The following is a 17,988-nucleotide window of genomic DNA, read 5'->3' on the forward strand; positions in this document are numbered from 1 at the left end:
AAATAAAGTGGAAACCCCTAACCATTTTATTGTAGAATAAAAAATATACAAAAGCAGTGTTCGTTTAAACTGTATTTTTCAATGAAAAAAGGGGTAATAAACATGAAAAACGTAAAGTGGCCTTTACTCGTTTATGCAATCCTTGCAGCAGCTGGCATTATGGGGATTGGGATAGCCATAAGTGAAAAAAGTTTAATCGGAGCAATAGGATGTGTACTAGCCATTATCGTTATAATGGGCATGGGTTTTAAAACAAAAAGAAAAATGCGTGAAAATGGAGAATTATAATGGAATCTCTCTGATGGCCAAAAAAATCAAAAAAAGAAGCCAACAACGGCTTCTTTTTTACCATTTTCCTTCTTTTAAGTAATCCTTTAAGATTGATTGATGTAAACCTGGCTTTGCTGCAAATAATGAATCCTGTGTAAGGAAATTAAGGTGCTCTCCCCTTAAATTTGTTACAATGCCGCCAAGTTCTTCTATTATTACAGCCCCTGCCGCCACATCCCACGGTGATAAGCGCATAGATAGATAGGCATCAACCCTTCCAGTCGCAACAAACACCATTTCGAGGGCCGCCGAACCATATGATCTTGTTCCCCTTGCGTCTCTTACCAGTGGAATCATTAAATTATGGTCAATACGACGATTTTCCATCACCCATGTAGCATTGAGTGCGATGATGGATTCCTTTACTGTTGTTTCCTTAAGCGGAACAAGAGGAGTTTCATTTAAATACGCTCCATTTCCCCTCTCTGCATGATACAATTCGTCATGGACCACATCGTAAATAAGACCGATCTTACCAACGCCATTCTCATAAACACCAAGGGATATAGCAAAGTTTCTTTGTTGATGGATGAAATTCATCGTCCCATCGATTGGGTCAATCATCCATACAATACCTTCGAGACTACTTAGTGTATCTCCAAATCCTTCTTCGCCCATTATTTTATGATCGGAATAACTTTCTCTTATTTTACTAATAAAAAATTGTTCAATTTCCTTATCCATATTCGTTACTAAGTCATTAGCGTTTGACTTTGTTTGAATACTTAATGTCTTATCAAAAGATAATTTAATCTTAGCTCCTGCCTCATTAACCCATTCCTTTGCATCAGAATAAATTTGCTCCCAGTTCATAACCCGCCTCCAAATAGCTTATTGCCTGTCAAGATTCAATGTATGTAGTATGAAACATGTTAAATTAAATAATGTACCTTTAGCTTAATCAAATTGGTGGAACACAGCAACTTTTAGGATGCTTCCCTTTTGGAAATGTACAATAATAAACGAACCCCCCTCAATCTTGCTGGAGTTCGTTTTAGATAAGTTCAGAATATATTCTATTTCGCTTCATGCTTCTTTATATCTCCCTGGATAAAAAAACGTCTTATTTCTCAAAGAGCTTTTAATCGTAATAATTCTTGGCGGATTTTTTCTAATTTTTGTTTGCATTCTTTCATTTTTTTCTCGTTCTTTTCTTCAATCGCTTCAAATAATGTTGCCAATTCATAATCCATCTCTAATCTTAAGACTGCTGTTCTTTCCTTTTCGCCTGCTTTTTTAAGTGAGGTATTCATCAATTGTTTCACGTTTCTCCTCCCCTTTCAATATTTAACTAATTTTTCAGATTATTTTTTTACTGTATAATATGAGTCAGGGAGATATGTTGCAACAAATATGTGCTTTAACCTAGAAATGCATCTAACTACATGTCTCATTAATGGTATGCTACAATTAAGGACAAATGTTAGTTGGAGGTTTAAGGGTATGGGTTTTACAGGATTTACAAATGAGGATTTTGATGTGTTCTTAATAGATGGTTTAGAGGCTAGAATGGAAGCGTTGAAGGAAACAATCCGCCCGAAATTAGAGGAGTTGGGAAGATATTTTGCGCCATACCTTTCTTCCTTAACAGAGGATGAAATGTTTGTTCATGTTGCGAAACATGCCAGACGAACCATTAATCCACCAAAAGATACATGGGTAGCATTTTCAAATAATCCTCGAGGTTATAAAATGCTTCCTCACTTTCAAATAGGCATGTGGAACACTCATTTATTTATTTGGTTTGCCGTGATATATGAAGCACCCCAAAAAGATACGATTGCTGCAAGATTTTCAAAAAAAATAACAAAAATATATAAAGATACACCAAAGGATTATGTTTGGTCGGTAGATCATACAAAACCAGAGACAATTGAACACAATCAATTATCTAAGGAAGACCTGCGAACGCTCTTTGATCGACTGCAAAACGTAAAAAAAGCAGAATTATTATGTGGCTTTACAATCGACAGAGAAAAAGTCATTCAATTAGGTTCCGATAGCTTAATACAACAAATCGAGGACGTCTTCCAAAAAACAGCCACACTATATCGCTTCTCACAAAATAAAAAATAAGAAGAAAAAGCTCCTGAACCTACTGATCAGGAGCTTTTTCCTCTTATTGCATTTTAATTCTATCCCCAGTTGAAGCATCTTTTGCTTTTTTTATGGTTCGATAGGACGAATAACCGCTCATTTCTTCAAATTCACCGCAAATCGTCTTTTCCTCCGACTTGCTAGGAACGATTTCTTTAAAGCGGCGATATGCCTTCATGACTACATCACGGTCAATTCCCTGTTCATACGCCTTTTCAATCGTTTCAAAAAAAGCAATGACATCAACAATTTCTTCTGTACTCCAATGATAATCAATCGGATATTGGTATTCCATTATTTCACCTTCTAACTAATTCAACTAAAAAGAATCATATAATTATTTTCCCCACTTTGCACGTATTTGTTCCGCATTATGAATCAATTGATCAAATAAGTCTTGAACGGCTGGGACATCTTTGATTAAGCCCATCACTTGTCCTGCCCATGCAAATCCTTGTTCAGGTTCACCATCATATATGTAGCGTTGATTAGCAATTCCGCTTATGAAATCTTTTAACTGATCATATCCGCCATTGTTCTTTTCAATCTCGAGAATTTTATCTGTCCAGCTGTTTGCAAGTGCCCTGGCAGGAGTTCCAAGAGATCTCTTTATGACTACAGTTCCCGATTCATTTCCTTCCACTAAGCTTTTTTTATATAACTCGCTTGCATGGACGCATTCTTTCGTTGCAATGAATCGCGTACCCATTTCAATTCCCTCTGCACCTAAACTAAGAGCTGCCATAAGCCCTCGGCCATCACCAATACCTCCTGAAGCAATTACAGGTATTGACACAGCATCCACAACTTGTGGAACTAACACCATTGTACCAATATCATCACGTCCAAGGTGTCCGCCCCCTTCCTGCCCCACAACCATAACCGCATCCGCACCCAATTCCTCAGCTTTGACAGCCTGTCTTCTGGCCGCAACAAGGACAAGTGTTTTAATCTCTGTGCCTTTTAATTGTTCAAATATGGGGGCAGGATTTCCTCCTGTCATTGAAACAACTGGCACCTTTTCATCAATTGCTACTTGAAGGAAATCTGAAAACGGTCTGCCATGCTGCCCAATCGCAAAATTAACCCCAAAAGGATTATTCGTTAACTGTTTTACTTTTTGTATCTCAGCACGCAATTGTTCTGGTTCCGCTAATGACATAGCAGTGATTTGACCAAGACCGCCTGCATTTGAAACAGCTGCTGCCAACTCAGAATAGGCTAAATAGGCTAGACCCCCTTGAATAATCGGAAATCGTATCTTCAATAATTCTGTAACGCGTGTTTTCCATTCCAATTGAAACCCTCCCATAAACTTTCTTCTTGTTATTTCGTCACTTTAGGGTAATTTTCCTGTCTAAAAGGGAAACTATCGTAAACCTAGTAAGGAATAACATATATTTCTTTGCAATGAATGGGAATAGTGCTATAATTCCTTTGTTTATTAAAAAAAAAATTCGACATAATTAGAGTATTTTTTATAAAGAGGTGTGGTTGAAAATTGTCTCAAAATCAAACACCGCTATTTAGCGGTTTACTAGAACATGCGAAAAAAAACCCAATTCAATTCCATATTCCTGGTCATAAAAAAGGTGCTGGGATAGACCCTGAATTCCGCAATTTTATCGGTGATAATGCTTTGTCTATTGATTTAATCAATATCGGACCACTAGACGATCTGCATCAGCCAAAAGGGATTATCAAACAAGCACAAGATTTAGCTGCAGAAGCATTTGGTGCTGACCGGACATTCTTTTCTGTACAAGGTACTAGCGGTGCCATTATTGCGATGATCATGGCTGTTTGTGGACCAGACGATAAAATTATCGTTCCAAGAAACGTCCATAAATCCATTATGTCAGCGATAGTTTTTTCCGGAGCGATTCCAGTGTTTATCCAGCCTGAAATTGATAAGGAATTAGGAATTTCTCATGGTATTACTCCAGATGCAGTCGAAAGAGCTCTAAAACAGCATCCGGATGCGAAAGCGGTATTAGTGATCAACCCAACTTATTTTGGTATCTCTGGTGATTTAAAAAAGATTGTTGAAATTGCACACTCCTATGAGATTCCTGTTCTGGTGGATGAAGCCCATGGTGTTCATATACATTTTCATGAGGAACTGCCACTGTCTGCGATGCAGGCTGGTGCAGATATGGCTGCCACTAGCGTTCATAAACTTGGCGGTTCGATGACCCAAAGTTCGATTCTTAATGTAAAAGAAGGCCTTGTCTCTGCCAAACATGTCCAATCCATTCTAAGTATGCTAACAACTACCTCTACCTCGTATTTATTGCTTGCTTCACTTGATGTCGCTCGCAAGCAATTAGCTACAAAAGGAAGAGAGCTAATTGACAATACCATTAAAGTAGCACAATCGATTCGCAAAAGAATTAATGAAATTGAGCATCTTCATTGTATTGGCGAAGAAATTTTAGGGTCAAAAGCTACCTTTGATTACGATCCAACAAAGTTAATAATATCTGTTAAAGACCTTGGCTTAACTGGGTATGATGTGGAAAAGTGGCTGAGGGAAAAACATAATATCGAAGTGGAACTTTCCGATTTATATAATATTCTTTGTATTATCACACTGGGAGACACTGCACAGGAAGCAGACATCCTTGTAAATGCTCTTAAAGAATTAGCGGATGAATGCGAACACCGTCCCGAAAAAATAGAACAAGTAGAAGTCCTTCTTCCTGAAATTCCTGTGCTTGCATTAACACCACGTGATGCATTCTATGCAGAAACAGAAGTAATCCCTTTTGAAGAATCAGAAGGCAGAATCATTGCAGAATTTGTTATGGTGTATCCACCAGGAATCCCAATTTTTATCCCTGGAGAGATTATTACAAAAGAGAACCTCCATTATATCCGGAAAAACCTTGAAGCTGGGCTTCCTGTCCAAGGGCCTGAAGATGATGAGATTAAATCCCTTCTCGTCATTAAAGAATATAAGGCAATTAAATAAAATAAAACAAAAATACAGGATTCCATTTCGGAATCCTGTTTTATTTATATTTACTGATTATAAATCTTCCTCTTTATGATGATCATCGCAACAATTGCATTTAGAATAAAGCACCGTTACTTTTTCATCTTCAAAATGATCAATAGTAGAATTACATGTCTGGCATACTAAAGTACCCATCTGTTCAATCCCCTTTTCATTATTGAATGTCTATAAAACAAAGTATTTATTTAGCCTTAATCACATAATAATATATCACATTATAAATATCAAGCCTAAATTGTATGTCACATTAAAAATAATTCTCACAAAAAAAGGCCTAAATTGGCCTTTTCTTGAAAAATTACTCATATTGGGTGACAAATGGGATGGATGGAAGTGTTTCGCTGAAAAACTCAGCTAAATCTGCTGCCTGCTGTTGATCAGGGATACGGAATACGGCTTGAAGGTAGTCAATATCTTCAATATCTTTGGGGTCAAGGAGAGTGGAGCGGCCTGTTTGCATGCAGACAACTAACGGCTTTCCAAAAAACATATTGGTGTAAATAATTCCGAAATCATAGCGTGTACTTTCCGTGGTAAATCCAATAAACCTTACTTTTGCGTTTTCATGCTCATCATAAAGTTTTTCAAAAATATCCATATTGTTCCTCCTTTTTTATAAGAATGTTTAGAATATTATTATAATTTAAATCCTCATAAGAAACAAGAAACTTGTACATTTATTTGAAGCTATAGTTGTCATAAGATTTTATTCAGTGCTAGAATAAAGAGAGTTAATATTAACTGACTAGTAGGGGGGAATGATGATGGCTGTTAACGCATACATTAAGCTAGTGCCTTCATCTGCTAAACAAACAGTAACTATAGAGGAAGTAAAGGAACTATTTAAAGAGTATAAAAATAACACTACCAAAACAGGCAATCAAATAGGATGGGAATACGGAGAGTCAGCCTTCCCATATGAAATTAAGGAAACAGCAGAAGCTCAAGGAAAATGGTTTTATCTACACTCAAATGATGATCGCTATTTTGCCATTTTAATTGGAGTTGACCAGGAAACGATTCGAAAGGAAGAAGGTCAAGAACTGGAACAAACGTACATACAAGTCACTTTACCAGAACAATCTACTTATGGTGATAAAGGAAAAGCGAATGAGTTTTGCAAATACCTTGCGAAAAAACTGCAAGGGGAACTCCACCTTTTTAATGAACGCATCATGTATTACTATCCACGAAAATAAAAAAGCTCCTAAAGGGGCTTTTTTTAATGCATAAACATTTCCATCGTATAATGAATCGAAGTGTAAATGACAAGGCTTAAAGTAGTAATAAATAGAGTTTTACGTGCTGATTTTGTTACCTGGTTTCCAATTAAAAATGCTAAATAAAAAAACACGAAAAACATGATGACTTTATAAATTAGCTGGTCGTGCTTTGACAACCATTCAATAAATGTATATCCGCTCCAAATGATAAATTGTAGTATCACAACAATATAGACCCTCATATTTATCACCACTCTTAATACATTCAAATTCATATCAGAATGCTAGTTCTTTAAGTATATGTTCTAAAAACGAGAGATATATTTTTGTTTTTATAAAGGCAGGAATTTTTTTGCTTTTTACATTAGAATTCGGCAAAGATAGAAAAAGTCCTTTTCGCTAATGAACGAAAAGGACTTTATTCTTACTACTTTATTTCATAATATGGATTGGGCTTCCTAAAGCAACCTCTGCCGCTTCCATTGTGATTTCTCCTAGTGTTGGATGTGCATGAATTGTCATAGCAAGATCTTCTGCAGTCATTCCTGCTTCGATCGCAAGCCCTAATTCAGCAATCATATCTGATGCACTTGTGCCAGCAATTTGTGCTCCAATGACAAGTCCATCCTCTTTCCGCGTAATGAGTTTCAAGAAACCATCAGCGCTGTCTAATGATAATGCACGGCCATTAGCAGCAAATGGGAATTTAGCAGCATTAACATTGATTCCTTCTTCTTTTGCCTGTGCTTCTGTATATCCAACTGAAGCTAATTCAGGATCTGAGAAGACTACAGCAGGAATACCTAAATAATCAATTTCAGAGGTGTGACCAGCAATTGCCTCAGCAGCAATTTTCGCTTCATATGAAGCTTTGTGCGCCAATTGAGGACCCGCAACAACATCACCAATAGCATAGATATTGCTAAGATTGGTACGGCATTGTTTGTCGATTTCAATTAGTCCGCGTTCAGTTAATTTTACACCCACTTGTTCTAAGCCCATTTCATCGGTGTTTGGACGTCGTCCGACCATAACAAAAACATAATCTGCTTCGATTTTCTTTTCTTCGCCTTTTGTTTCGAATGTTACTACAACACCATTTTCGGTTTCTTCAACACCCTTAGCTAACGCCTTTGTATAGAATTCTGCACCTTTTTTCTTCATGGTACGTTTTACAAGTGCAGCCATTTGTTTGTCAAAAGCACCAAGACCTAAAATCTCTTCCGCACCTTCTAAGATCGTAACCTGTGTGCCAAAGTTCGCGTAAGCTCCCCCTAATTCAATCCCGATTACACCGCCGCCGATAACAACGATTTTTTCAGGGATTTCGTTTAAGTTAAGTGCACCAGTTGAATTAAGAACCCGCTTTGAATATTTAAAGGTAGGAAGTTCAATAGGACGGGATCCTGTCGCGATAATCGCATTTTTAAAGGTATAAGTTTGAGCAGAATTTTCATCCATAACACGTAGTGTGTTGGCATCCACAAAGAAGGCTTCACCGCGAGCAATGTTAACCTTATTTCCTTTTAATAAGCCTTCAACACCACTTGTTAACTTATTAACGATGCCAGCTTTAAATTCTTGAACTTTTGAAAAATCCACTTTTACATTTTCAGCGGTAATTCCAAAAGAATCCGAATGCATAGCTGTTTCGTATCGGTGCCCTGCTGAAATCAATGCTTTCGAAGGAATACATCCAACATTCAAGCAAACGCCGCCTACATATTCTTTTTCAACAATTGTTACTTTTTGACCCAACTGTGCTGCACGAATAGCTGCAACATATCCCCCTGGGCCTGCTCCGATGACTATAGTATCTGTTTCAATTGGGAAATCTCCAACGACCATTATATTACGCCTCCATTAACAATAGTTCTGGATCGTTCAATAAACGTTTAATATGATTTAATGCATTTTGTGCTGTTGCTCCGTCGATCATGCGGTGGTCAAAGCTTAATGATAAAGCTAGAACTGGTGCTGCAACAATTTCACCATTTCTTACGATTGGTTTTTCTGCAATTCGCCCCACACCTAGGATAGCAACTTCCGGATGATTAATTAGTGGAGTGAACCACTGACCGCCAGCTGAACCAATGTTGGAAATCGTACATGAAGCGCCCTTCATTTCATTAGGAGCAAGCTTACCATCACGGGCTTTTCCAGCTAATTCATTGATTTCATTAGAAATTGAGAAAACTGATTTACGATCTGCATCTTTTACAACTGGAACTAGCAGGCCTTTTTCCGTGTCAGCTGCAATACCAATATTATAATAATGCTTATGAATAATTTCGCTTGTTGCATCATCAAGTGAAGTGTTTAATGCTGGAAATTCACGTAATGCACTTGTTAATGCTTTAACGATGTATGGTAAGAATGTAAGTTTAATTCCTTTTGCAGCAGCCACTTCTTTAAATTTCTTACGGTGTGTAACAAGTTTAGTTACGTCCACTTCATCCATAAGTGTTACATGTGGTGCAGTATGCTTGGAATTAACCATAGCTTTTGCAATTGCCTTACGAATACCGCTCATTTTCTCACGAGTTTCTGGGTATTCACCTTGAGGAATCGCAGCTGCTGCTTGTGGTGCTTCAACTTTAGCTGTTTCTGTTGCTACAGTTGCATTTGTAGCTGCTTGTGGTGCAGGTGCTGCTCCACCGCTTGCAAAGGTATCGATATCGCTCTTAAGGATTCGACCATGGTTTCCTGTTCCAGGAACTAATTGGATGTTAATACCTTTTTCACGAGCATATTTACGAACAGAAGGCATGGCAACGATTCGACGATTTGGATCCACTTCAACTTGTGGTGCAGTTGCTACAGCTGCTGGTTGAGGTGCTGCATCTTGCTTCACTTCAGGTGCAGGTGCAGGTGCTGCTGGTTTTTCTTCTGCCTTTGGTGCTTCTGTATGTTCATCGCCTTTAAATTGAAGGTTTTCGTATCCTGGGGCATCAAAAGTTACCAAAACCTGTCCTACAGTTGCGACAGTTCCTTCACCTACTAATACTTCTTGAACTGTCCCTTCAACTGGGGATGGGATTTCAACTACTGCTTTATCATTTTGAATTTCACAAAGTACATCATCTTCTTGAACTTTGTCACCTGGTTTTACGAACCATTTAACAATTTCGCCTTCATGAATACCTTCACCGATGTCAGGCATTTTAAATTGAAATGACACTAGGATTCATCCTCCTAAATTACATGTATTTTTTAGCATCGTAACTTTAGTAATTAGATCGTCCAATAAAAAATTGGCTGTGTTATTCGTGTTTGTTGATTTGCGCTCCAGGCGCTTCGATCCAATCAACATTGCTATAATATCAAAAATAAGCATTAACACAGCCAAAAAATTAATTAAAAGGTTAACACTTTTTTAGCTGTTTCAATTACATCTTTATAATTTGGAAGCCAAACAGCTTCTGCTTGTGGGAATGGGAAAACAGTATCTGGAGCAGCCACACGTAATACTGGTGCTTCCAAGCTTAAAATGGCACGATCATTTATTTCAGCAACAACATTAGCTGCAATACCAGCTTGTTTTTGTGCTTCTTGTACTACAATCGCACGGCCTGTTTTTTCAACAGATGCAATAATCGTTTCAAGGTCAATTGGGCTAACAGTTCGTAAATCAATTACTTCCGCAGAAAAACCTTCTTTTTCTAACTCTTCTGCAGCCTTTAGTGACTCATGAACCATTGCTCCGTAAGTAATAATTGATACGTCTGTACCTTCACGTTTTACTTCCGCTTTTCCTAATGGAATTGTATATGCCTCTTCAGGCACTTCTTGACGGAAAGAACGGTATAGCTTCATATGTTCTAGGAAAATAACAGGGTCATTATCACGGATTGATGAAATAAGGAGCCCTTTTGCATCATATGGAGTTGATGGAATAACAACTTTTAGACCTGGTTGTTGAGCCATTAGTCCTTCTAAGCTGTCAGCGTGCATATCTGGTGTATGTACGCCGCCTCCAAATGGCGAGCGGAATGTAACAGGTGCATTAAATTTGCCGCCAGTTCGATAACGAAGACGAGCTGCTTGACCAGAAATAGAATCCATTACTTCATAAACGAAACCAAAAAATTGGATTTCTGGAACAGGACGAAAGCCTTGGAGACTAAGACCAACCGCTAATCCACCGATACCGGATTCAGCAAGCGGTGTATCAAAAACACGATCTTCGCCAAATTCTGATTGTAATCCTTCAGTTGCACGGAAAACCCCACCATTTACACCAACATCTTCCCCGAAAACTAAAACATCCGGATCATTACGTAACTCAGTACGTAATGCATCTGTAATTGCTTGAATCATTGTCATTTGAGCCATGGCTTACTTCGACTCCTTTTCTGTAAATATTTCATATTGTTCTTTTAGGTTTTGAGGCATTTCCTCATACATAATGGACATTAAGTCAGTAACCTTTTGTTTAGGTGCCCCGTCAGCTTTTTTGATTGCTTCCTTAATGTCTTCTTTTGCTTGTTCGATGACTTCATTTTCTTTTTCTTCAGTCCATAGACCCTTCTTTTCAAGGAATTTACGGAAACGAACTAATGGATCTTTCTTTTCCCATTCATTGTCAAGGTCAGCCGTACGATAGCGAGTTGGATCATCACCAGCCATGGTATGAGGACCATATCTGTATGTTAATGTTTCAATGAATGTTGGGCCTTCGCCATTAATTGCACGTTCACGTGCCTCACGAGTTGCAGCATATACCGCTAAAGGATCCATACCATCAACTTGAATACCAGGGATACCTGCTGCAACTGCTTTTTGAGCAAGCGTTTTTGCAGCTGATTGCTTTTCAACAGGAGTTGAGATTGCGAAACGGTTATTTTGAGCAATAAAGATGGCTGGTGCTTTATAGGCGCCCGCAAAATTCATTCCTTCATAGAAATCCCCTTGAGAAGTACCACCGTCACCTGTATAGGTAATTGCAACGGCTTTTACTCCACGTTTTTTAAATCCAAGCGCTACACCAGCAGTCTGAACATACTGTGCACCGATAATAATTTGCGGAATTGCGATATTAACTCCTTCAGGAATTTGTCCGCCTTCAAAGTGACCTCTTGACCATAAAAAAGCTTGGTATAAAGGTAAACCATGCCAAATAATTTGTGGTACATCACGATATCCTGGTAAGATAAAATCTTCTTTTTCTAGTGCGAACTGGGAAGCTAATTGAGATGCTTCTTGTCCTGCCGTTGGTGCATAGAAACCTAATCTTCCTTGACGGTTTAAAGAAATAGAGCGCTGGTCAAGAATACGTGTATAAACCATGCGACGCATTAATTCCTGAAGTTGTTCATCAGTAATGTCTGGCATTGCCGCCTCGTTTACCACTTCACCAGCTTCATTTAGAATTTGAAGTGTTTGAAATTGTTCTTCAACAACTTCTAGTGTTTTCTTCGCATCAAACTTGGCGTTTTGAGTTTTAGAAACCATTTGGGTCACCTCTTCCTTTCGATTCGGGAGCTAAATTTTTTAAAATATAATCCACTAAGTTAGAATACCCAAAAACTAAAGATTCAAAGCCAGATGGTTTGGTCCATCGGTTTTTTACTTTGCAATGGATAAACTCGTGATATTACATAGAATTTTGGCTAGCTTAGTTCTTAAAACATACTACTAAATAGTTTTTCACAGAAAAGATAAGTTAAAACGAATTATCTTTTATCTTACTTACATTTTATTCTGTACCATTATTTTATGTAACATCATTGATACAATTAATGAATTCTTTTACAAGTTTACATCATTAGTTTTTTTACGTCAAATACTATGTATTAATATTTTTCAACACAGATATGTTGCTAAAGAAATGTATATTATTTTTTCTGTATTACCGAATTTTTAATATCTGTTATATATTTATTTTCTTTTATTGAAGTTGTTATAATATAAAAAAATCGGCATGAGATGCCGATTATTTTTATGAAATAGCGTTTATTTACTTATGTCTAGCCCTGCCTGCTTATAAAATGTCATCTTTTTATCGTTGTATTGTTCTGTTAACATATTAAATTTTTTATTGGCATCATAAACCTTTTTATACGTTTCATTGAGCTTATTTACTTGGGCTTCAAGATCATCTAATGGAAGATTTTTATTTTTGAACATTTCATACAAAGTTTTATCATTTTTAAGCGACTCATTATATTCAAGGTATAACACATCATGCGCTTTATATCTTTCCATCATAATCTCATATAGTTCATTAGCTGATTTCCTTAAGCTTTGATCTTCAAATTTATCCTTTAACTTTGCGGCCTTTTTAAATTCTTTCTCCGATTCCTTTATACTGTTTGTTTCTTTTTCCATAAGTTCTTTTCTTTGATCCGCTAATAAAAGTGCTTTATCCGACAGCTTAACGATTTGATCATATTCTTTCATACCCAGTTCAATAATTTGGTCATAAATCACTTTTTCCTTCTTTTCAAGGGTCACAAGCGGGTTCTGTTGTTCCTCAAATCCCTTTTCCGCCGAAACAACTTTTTCTAACACGGTATACATTTTTTCTTCAGGTGTCTTTTCTTTCGTACATCCTGTAAAAATAACAACTGATACCAATATAAAAAAAATAAAATTAATCTTTTTTCTTTGTGACATGTTTTAAACCTCCTGCCTATTCCATATTCTACTATATCGAGACTTGGATTATTTGACAATATCCAGATTATAACCGAACTAGATGGGAAGAACTTTAAAATGTTAACTTTTTATTAATTGTCTGATAGACTAATGAATATTAATAATTTAGTTAAGTACAGGAGTGAGTGGAATCATGTTAACGATGGAAGATATCATTCGAGATGGCCATCCTTCCCTTAGAAAAGTGGCTGCAGAAGTCTCCATGCCGCCCTCAGAAGAGGATAAACAAATACTGAACAGTTTATTAGAATATGTCATTAATAGCCAAAACCCTGAAATATCTGCACAATTCGGGCTGCGCCCAGGCATCGGCTTAGCTGCCCCACAAATCAATGTGTTGAAACGGATGATTGCGGTGCATCTTACTGATGAAACTGGAACTCTTTATAGTTATGCGTTATTTAACCCCAAAATTATCAGCCACTCTGTTGAAAAAGCCTATTTACAAGCAGGTGAAGGCTGTCTTTCAGTTGATAGACCCATCCCAGGCAATGTCCCGAGATACGCAAGAATCACGGTAAAGGGTACTACAGTAGACGGTGAAGAAGTAAAACTTCGTTTAAAAGGACTTCCTGCTATTTGTTTTCAACATGAAATTGATCATTTAAATGGTGTTATGTTTTATGATTACATCAATCATGAAGATCCGTTAAGACCGATTGAGGGCGCTATTGCAATTGAACGTTAACAACTTGAAGTTGCAAAAAAAGGTAAAGAACCTGACCTTAGGTCGGTTCTTTACCTATATTAACTGTAATTCTTTTAGTCCATTCCAAATACCATCATTAGAAACATCACTTGTTATAAGATCAGCGAGTTCCTTCGCCTCTTGAACACCATTCCCCATAGCAACGCCTGTACCAACCGCCTTTAACATATCTAAGTCATTTAATCCATCCCCGAATGCGTAGACATCCTTTAACTCAAATCCTAATCGTTCGATCATCTTTTTGATGCCTTCTGCTTTAGAACCACCCTTTGGCAACACATCGACAGAATATGGATGCCATCTAATAAAGTCAAAGTGAGGGTAGTTAGAAAAATATAATTTTTCATGTTGATCTTCACAAAAAAGCAGACTTTGGTACATCTTTCGATTTACATAAAAGGTGTCATCGTCATCTGGATGAGGGAAATTTAAGCTTCCCAAACTTTTTTCAATATAAGGATGATGTTTCACACTTGCCTTCATGGTTTTCTCATTCATAAAAACTAACGGATGATCGTTTGTTTTTGCATGTTCAAATAATTTTTTTAACTCTTCTTCATTCAAAGGATTCTCATAGATTACTTCATTTTCGAAGACAACAAATTGACCGTTAAAACTTACATAGGAATCAATTTCAAGTGCTTCACGCAGGCCCTCAAACATAAACGGGGCCCTTCCAGTGGCAATAGCAACAAATACATCATTTTTCTTTAATAAATCGATGGCATTTTTTGTGCTTTCTGGAAGGTTTTTTTCATGATCAAGCAATGTGCCATCTATATCAAAAAATACGATTTTCTTCATTTTAATATGAACTCCTTTTATAGTATCCACTAGCCGGCAATAGAACTGGTCTATGTGTTATTTATTGTTTAACACACTAAACTCTATATTAATAAATGTCAATTTTTAAATTGTCTATGTAATTCCATGTTTAACCATGATTGAAGCAGCATATTTATCATATAATAAAGTAAAAATACTCTTATTTTAAAAAAACTTCAATAATCTGCCATCGCTTACTTTACATTGGACAAGGATCGTATAAAATAAGAGATAAGGAGATGATCCACTATGTTAAAGAAGCTAAGAAAGAAGCTTTTAAAACAGTGGAATGATTTACTACGAAAAAAATCCATTGCCTAAATTTAATTAGTTAGGGCCCTTCATACTTGCGAAGGGCTCCTTCGTTATTGTAAATTGTAAAAACAACGATTCTTTTTTACATACTTTTCATGCAAGTCTAATGTTTTCCAAAGAAAATAAATGAAAAAGATGAAAATGTTTTATATAATAGAAAAAGTTATGACCCAAGTTAGGAGCGATATGTAATGATATTTAAAGTATATTATCAAGAAAGAATCACTGAAGTACCTGTCAGAGAAAATACAAAAACCCTTTATATTGAAGGTGATTCGGTAAGAGACGTCCGCTCAAAGATTGCCGATCGTGGGTATAATGTTGAATCTGTTCAAGAAGTTAAGGGAGCTCATCTTAATTATGAACGTCAAAATGAAGACTATAAAGTATTGGAGAAATGATAATTTATGAAATTTGTTAAGAATGATCAAACTGCAGTTTTTGCCCTCGGTGGATTAGGCGAAATTGGCAAAAACACGTACGCAGTTCAGTTCCAGGATGAAATAATATTAATTGATGCCGGCATAAAATTTCCTGAGGACGAGCTATTAGGTATTGATTATGTTATTCCGGATTATGCCTATTTGGTTAAAAACCAAGAGAAGATAAAAGGTTTATTTGTTACACACGGACATGAAGATCACATAGGCGGGATACCCTATTTACTACGCGAAATCAATGTTCCTATTTATGGTGGAAAACTCGCTCTTGGATTAATAAAAAATAAACTTGAAGAACACGGCTTATTAAGAAATGCTAAGCTAATAGACATAAAAGAAGACGATGTGATCAAATTCCGCAAAACTTCGGTTACCTTTTTCCGCACTACACACAGTATTCCGGATTCTTATGGGATCGTTGTTAAAACACCGCCTGGACAAATTGTCCATACTGGTGATTTTAAATTTGATTTTACCCCTGTTGGTGAACCAGCCAACCTCACTAAAATGGCTGAGATCGGAAAAGAAGGCGTACTTTGTTTACTCTCAGATAGTACGAATAGTGAAATACCTGAGTTTACGATGTCAGAACGCCGGGTTGGCGACAGCATTAACGATATTTTCCGTAAAGTAGACGGCCGTATCATCTTCGCAACCTTCGCATCAAATATTCACAGACTCCAGCAAGTAGTTGAGGCCGCTGTAGTTTACGGACGAAAAGTAGCCGTTTTTGGCCGCAGTATGGAAGCTGCTATCAATATCGGTCTTGAGCTAGGATATATTAATGCACCAAAAGAGACTTTTATTGAAGCGAATCAAATTAATCGACTACCTGCTGATAAAGTAACCATCCTATGTACTGGAAGTCAGGGTGAAGCGATGGCCGCATTATCAAGAATTGCAAATGGTACGCACAGACAGATTCAAATCATTCCTGGCGATACAGTTGTATTTTCTTCCTCACCTATTCCAGGGAACACAATTAGCGTGAGCAGAACCATTAATATGCTCTACAGAGCTGGCGCTGAAGTCATTCACGGAAAACTTAGTAATATCCATACCTCTGGTCATGGAGGGCAGGAAGAACAAAAACTTATGCTTCGTTTAATCAAACCGAAGTTCTTCATGCCAATTCACGGTGAATATCGTATGCAAAAAATGCACGCCAAGATTGCTGTTGATTGCGGAGTACAAGAAGAAAATTGTTTTATTATGGATAATGGTGAAGTACTAGCTCTTTCTGAAGATACTGCTCAGGTTGCAGGAAAGATCCCATCCGGCTCAGTCTATATTGACGGCAGTGGCGTAGGGGACATCGGAAATATCGTCTTACGTGACCGTAGAATCCTATCTGAGGAAGGTTTAGTCGTGGTGGTTGTAAGTATAAATATGAAAGAATTCAAAATCGCATCCGGGCCTGACTTAATTTCACGAGGATTTGTTTACATGAGAGAATCGGGCGATTTAATCAACGATGCACAGAGTCTTATCACCAAACACCTTAATAGGGTAATGGAAAGAAAAACAAGTCAATGGTCGGAAATTAAAAACGAGATCACTGATACACTGGCACCTTTCCTTTATGAAAAAACAAAACGCAGACCAATGATTTTACCAATCATTATGGAAGTATAAATAAAAAAAGCGGAAGCCTTGTTCTAGGCGCTTCCGCTTTTCTTATTCCAATACTCTTTTTTCAAATCGATCGATGTCTTGGTCATTTCCTATCACAATTAACACATCATTAACGTGAAATGTTTCTCTAGCTTGTGGAGAAACAATAATTTCTTCTCCTCTTTTAATAGCAACAATGTTCAAACCATATTTTTTACGAATATCTAAATCCATAATTGTATTACCACTAAGTTTTCCATTTGCAACAATTTCTACAATACTGTGTTCAGCTGAAAGTTCAAGATAATCAACAACGTTACTAGAGGCCATATTGTTGGCTATTCGTCTTCCCATATCTCTTTCTGGATGAACGACATTGTCTGCTCCAATTTTACGAAGAACTTTTTCATGGTAATCATTTTGAGCCTTAGCGGTAATACGGTCTACTCCTAATTCCTTGAGAATAAGGGTTGTTAGGATGCTTGATTGAATATCATCGCCAATAGCAACGATTACATGATCAAAGTTACGTATCCCTAAGCTCTTTAAAACCGCTTCGTCTGTTGTATCCCCTACAACCGCATGGGATGCAATCATTGCATATTCATTTACACGTTCCTCATTCTTATCAATTGCGAGCACTTCCATCCCCTCATCAGTAAGAGTACGACAAATACTGCCACCGAATCGGCCAAGCCCAATAACTGCAAAGCTCCTTTTCATAAACAAACTCCTCTATTTCCATCATAATCTCAT

The 17,988-nt window shown here is 37.1% G+C and carries 21 protein-coding genes; 7 read left to right on the forward strand and 14 right to left on the reverse strand.

Annotated features, from left to right (window positions below; all coding sequences use genetic code 11):
• Positions 1 to 102 precede the first annotated feature (102 nt).
• Positions 103 to 288 (forward strand): YlaF family protein, encoded by a 186-nt coding sequence (locus tag KW850_RS01210; protein ID WP_218345755.1) that lies wholly within the window; start codon positions 103 to 105, stop codon positions 286 to 288.
• A 57-nt stretch (positions 289 to 345) separates the two neighbouring features.
• Here KW850_RS01210 and KW850_RS01215 read toward each other — a convergent pair whose 3' ends face one another.
• Both KW850_RS01215 and KW850_RS01220 read right to left on the reverse strand, forming a co-directional pair.
• Entirely contained in the window at positions 346 to 1,143 is a 798-nt protein-coding gene (locus KW850_RS01215; RefSeq protein ID WP_218345756.1) for an inositol monophosphatase family protein, read from the reverse strand.
• 257 nt (positions 1,144 to 1,400) lie between these two features.
• Positions 1,401 to 1,595, reverse strand: coding sequence for a hypothetical protein (locus KW850_RS01220; protein ID WP_218345757.1), 195 nt, complete (start codon positions 1,593 to 1,595; stop codon positions 1,401 to 1,403).
• Positions 1,596 to 1,773: 178 nt separating this feature from the next.
• Between KW850_RS01220 and KW850_RS01225 the strand changes: the two genes are divergently transcribed.
• On the forward strand, positions 1,774 to 2,406 hold the full coding sequence (locus tag KW850_RS01225; protein ID WP_218345758.1) for a YktB family protein: 633 nt from the start codon (positions 1,774 to 1,776) through the stop codon (positions 2,404 to 2,406).
• Between the two features lie 43 nt (positions 2,407 to 2,449).
• On the opposite strand, the gene KW850_RS01230 is transcribed toward KW850_RS01225, so the two are convergent.
• Both KW850_RS01230 and KW850_RS01235 read right to left on the reverse strand, forming a co-directional pair.
• Positions 2,450 to 2,722: a UPF0223 family protein gene (locus KW850_RS01230; RefSeq protein ID WP_218345759.1), complete on the reverse strand. Its 273-nt coding sequence runs from the start codon at positions 2,720 to 2,722 to the stop codon at positions 2,450 to 2,452.
• 42 nt (positions 2,723 to 2,764) lie between these two features.
• Positions 2,765 to 3,724, reverse strand: coding sequence for an NAD(P)H-dependent flavin oxidoreductase (locus KW850_RS01235; protein ID WP_218345760.1), 960 nt, complete (start codon positions 3,722 to 3,724; stop codon positions 2,765 to 2,767).
• Positions 3,725 to 3,928: 204 nt separating this feature from the next.
• Between KW850_RS01235 and KW850_RS01240 the strand changes: the two genes are divergently transcribed.
• Positions 3,929 to 5,401, forward strand: a complete 1,473-nt coding sequence (locus tag KW850_RS01240) for an aminotransferase class I/II-fold pyridoxal phosphate-dependent enzyme (protein WP_218345761.1) — start codon at positions 3,929 to 3,931, stop codon at positions 5,399 to 5,401.
• A gap of 57 nt (positions 5,402 to 5,458) precedes the next feature.
• Here the strand turns inward: KW850_RS01240 and KW850_RS01245 are convergent, their stop codons facing one another.
• Together KW850_RS01245 and KW850_RS01250 are read right to left on the reverse strand one after the other, a co-directional pair.
• Entirely contained in the window at positions 5,459 to 5,581 is a 123-nt protein-coding gene (locus KW850_RS01245; RefSeq protein WP_218345762.1) for a GapA-binding peptide SR1P, read from the reverse strand.
• A 163-nt stretch (positions 5,582 to 5,744) separates the two neighbouring features.
• Positions 5,745 to 6,044 (reverse strand): DUF3055 domain-containing protein, encoded by a 300-nt coding sequence (locus KW850_RS01250; RefSeq protein WP_218345763.1) that lies wholly within the window; start codon positions 6,042 to 6,044, stop codon positions 5,745 to 5,747.
• Positions 6,045 to 6,210: 166 nt separating this feature from the next.
• Here KW850_RS01250 and KW850_RS01255 point away from each other — a divergent pair, with 166 nt between their 5' ends.
• Positions 6,211 to 6,645, forward strand: a complete 435-nt coding sequence (locus tag KW850_RS01255) for a DUF1885 family protein (protein WP_218345764.1) — start codon at positions 6,211 to 6,213, stop codon at positions 6,643 to 6,645.
• Positions 6,646 to 6,668: 23 nt separating this feature from the next.
• Here the strand turns inward: KW850_RS01255 and KW850_RS01260 are convergent, their stop codons facing one another.
• From KW850_RS01260 to KW850_RS01285, 6 genes are all read right to left on the reverse strand, one after another.
• The gene (locus tag KW850_RS01260) at positions 6,669 to 6,911 is read right to left on the reverse strand and encodes a hypothetical protein (protein WP_218345765.1); all 243 of its coding nucleotides are present in this window, start codon (positions 6,909 to 6,911) and stop codon (positions 6,669 to 6,671) included.
• A 190-nt stretch (positions 6,912 to 7,101) separates the two neighbouring features.
• On the reverse strand, positions 7,102 to 8,517 hold the full coding sequence (lpdA, locus tag KW850_RS01265) for a dihydrolipoyl dehydrogenase (protein WP_218345766.1): 1,416 nt from the start codon (positions 8,515 to 8,517) through the stop codon (positions 7,102 to 7,104).
• A gap of 4 nt (positions 8,518 to 8,521) precedes the next feature.
• The gene (locus KW850_RS01270) at positions 8,522 to 9,850 is read right to left on the reverse strand and encodes a dihydrolipoamide acetyltransferase family protein (protein WP_218345767.1); all 1,329 of its coding nucleotides are present in this window, start codon (positions 9,848 to 9,850) and stop codon (positions 8,522 to 8,524) included.
• Between the two features lie 176 nt (positions 9,851 to 10,026).
• Positions 10,027 to 11,004 carry an alpha-ketoacid dehydrogenase subunit beta gene (locus tag KW850_RS01275; RefSeq protein ID WP_218345768.1) on the reverse strand — a complete coding sequence of 326 codons (978 nt, stop codon included), beginning with the start codon at positions 11,002 to 11,004 and terminating at the stop codon, positions 10,027 to 10,029.
• A 3-nt stretch (positions 11,005 to 11,007) separates the two neighbouring features.
• Positions 11,008 to 12,123, reverse strand: coding sequence for a pyruvate dehydrogenase (acetyl-transferring) E1 component subunit alpha (gene pdhA, locus KW850_RS01280; RefSeq protein WP_218345769.1), 1,116 nt, complete (start codon positions 12,121 to 12,123; stop codon positions 11,008 to 11,010).
• A 501-nt stretch (positions 12,124 to 12,624) separates the two neighbouring features.
• On the reverse strand, positions 12,625 to 13,287 hold the full coding sequence (locus KW850_RS01285) for a YkyA family protein (RefSeq protein WP_218345770.1): 663 nt from the start codon (positions 13,285 to 13,287) through the stop codon (positions 12,625 to 12,627).
• Positions 13,288 to 13,462: 175 nt separating this feature from the next.
• Here KW850_RS01285 and def point away from each other — a divergent pair, with 175 nt between their 5' ends.
• Positions 13,463 to 14,017, forward strand: coding sequence for a peptide deformylase (def, locus tag KW850_RS01290; RefSeq protein WP_218345771.1), 555 nt, complete (start codon positions 13,463 to 13,465; stop codon positions 14,015 to 14,017).
• A 54-nt stretch (positions 14,018 to 14,071) separates the two neighbouring features.
• Here the strand turns inward: def and KW850_RS01295 are convergent, their stop codons facing one another.
• On the reverse strand, positions 14,072 to 14,842 hold the full coding sequence (locus tag KW850_RS01295; RefSeq protein WP_218345772.1) for a Cof-type HAD-IIB family hydrolase: 771 nt from the start codon (positions 14,840 to 14,842) through the stop codon (positions 14,072 to 14,074).
• A 527-nt stretch (positions 14,843 to 15,369) separates the two neighbouring features.
• On the opposite strand from KW850_RS01295, the gene KW850_RS01300 reads away from it, so the two are divergent.
• Together KW850_RS01300 and rnjA are read left to right on the forward strand one after the other, a co-directional pair.
• Positions 15,370 to 15,579, forward strand: coding sequence for a DNA-dependent RNA polymerase subunit epsilon (locus KW850_RS01300; protein ID WP_218345773.1), 210 nt, complete (start codon positions 15,370 to 15,372; stop codon positions 15,577 to 15,579).
• 6 nt (positions 15,580 to 15,585) lie between these two features.
• The gene (gene rnjA, locus KW850_RS01305; RefSeq protein ID WP_218345774.1) at positions 15,586 to 17,253 is read left to right on the forward strand and encodes a ribonuclease J1; all 1,668 of its coding nucleotides are present in this window, start codon (positions 15,586 to 15,588) and stop codon (positions 17,251 to 17,253) included.
• 42 nt (positions 17,254 to 17,295) lie between these two features.
• Here rnjA and KW850_RS01310 read toward each other — a convergent pair whose 3' ends face one another.
• On the reverse strand, positions 17,296 to 17,955 hold the full coding sequence (locus KW850_RS01310) for a potassium channel family protein (protein WP_218345775.1): 660 nt from the start codon (positions 17,953 to 17,955) through the stop codon (positions 17,296 to 17,298).
• Positions 17,956 to 17,988: the final 33 nt, after the last annotated feature.

Source organism: Bacillus sp. sid0103 (assembly GCF_019219025.1).